General features: G+C 52.8%; 1 protein-coding gene. It reads left to right on the plus strand.

Going from position 1 to position 1,649, the window contains the following annotated elements:
- The first annotated feature begins 91 nt into the window (after nt 1–91).
- A complete protein-coding gene (locus QGP82_RS07170; RefSeq protein ID WP_499058071.1) occupies nt 92–1,555 on the plus strand; it encodes a transposase in 1,464 nt (487 codons plus the stop codon).
- Nucleotides 1,556–1,649 lie beyond the last annotated feature (94 nt).

A 1,649-nucleotide genomic window follows, 5' to 3' on the forward strand; every position in this document is an offset into this window, starting at 1 on the left:
TTGGACTTTGTAGAAATTTGAAGAGAGGAATGCACTAGGAAGCGGCAATAGGCGATAAAGAGCAAAACCAAAAGAAGCTCAGCCTATTGCCATGAATGTGCAAGATCGTATCAATCAACTCAACCAATTTCGAGATCAGGTTTACGCTAGTTTCAATCAACGCTCCGATAGTCTGATGGATTTGTTAGATGCCTTGTGTGGGAATACCCATGCCAGGTCTGTTGTTGAGTTAAGCCTCAACCCTCTGTTTCGGCGAGAGTATGGATCGTTATATGCGGCTATCGGAGCCTTGGGGGTAACCCGCGATGAGGTGAGCGCGTCAGACCAACCTGACGGGAGTCCTCCTCAGTCTCGATTTCCTCAGACGTGGATACAGTCAATTGCCAAGGGGGTACCGTCCCCGTCCCATCGGGATTATTGGTTATTTGGTGTGGATGTCACTCCGGTGAGTCGCCCCCATGCCATCACTCTTAAGGATCGTGAGTCGGTCTACAAACCCACGGTGGTGGCAGGCCAAAAACCGATCACCTTGGGGCACAACTATTCACTGATGGCCGCTATCCCCGAAGCTGAGGTCACGGGGGCGCGTCGTTGGATTGTTCCGCTCAGCGTGGAACGGGTCACCAGTTTTGAGAGCAAGGTCGGGGTGGGGCAGCAGCAGGTAGAGCGTCTGCTCAATGACGAAACCGTCCCCTGGCATGGGCAGCGGTGTGTGCTGGTGGTCGATAGTGATTATAGCCATCGCCGATTTCTCTATCCCTTCAGCACTCAGGAAAATCGAGTGATTGTCACCCGCAGTCGTGCCAATCGTGTCTTCTATCGGGTACCGCAGGCATCTACTGAGAAACGGCGTGGCCATCCTCGTTGGTATGGCCTGCGTTTCGACCTCAAAGATGAGACCACGTGGGGGGACCCTGACGAGCAAATCAGGTTTGACACCACCACTACCAAAGGCCATCTTCGGACCGTTACCTTAACGCGTTGGCATGATCTGCTGATGAAAGGCTCACGCGCCCAACCCATGCATGCTCACCCCTTTGACCTTGTCCAAGTACAGCTCACTGACCCCACCGGACACCGCATCTTCAAACCCCAATGGCTCATCGTCTTTGGCCACTCTCGGCGACCGCTAGATACCCGCAATGCCTACCAAGGCTATACCGAGCGTTTCAATCTTGAACACGGCATTCGCTTCACGAAGCAGAACCTCATGATGAATGACCTGCAAACCCCTGATGTCACTCAAGAGGAAGCCTGGGTTCAATTCTCCTGGTTAGCTTATGCTCAATTGTGGATGGCACGCTTGTTGGCTCAGGGACTCCCGCAACCGTGGCAACGATTTTTACCCGATTACACTCAACACCATTGCACACCAGCCATGGTTCAGCGTGACTTCACGCGAATTATTCGGCAGATTGGCACCCCGGCTGCTGAGTCCAAACCCCGAGGTAAATCTCCGGGGCGCACCGTTGGAACCACCTTACCTCACAGACCGAGACGACCCATTATCAAACGGGGGCGGGCTAGACTGAAAAAGAAGAAAAAAGCAGCTTAACGTTGATTGCTTGCACTCATGTTGCCCGGTGACAACACACTCTGCAATCGGCAGAGATAGAAGCTCTTGCCTCTTTTTTTGTTAAAAGTCCAAT

It is taken from the genome of Leptothoe sp. LEGE 181152, from assembly GCF_032906605.1.
Classification (GTDB): Bacteria; Cyanobacteriota; Cyanobacteriia; order Phormidesmidales; family Phormidesmidaceae; genus Leptothoe; species Leptothoe turfae.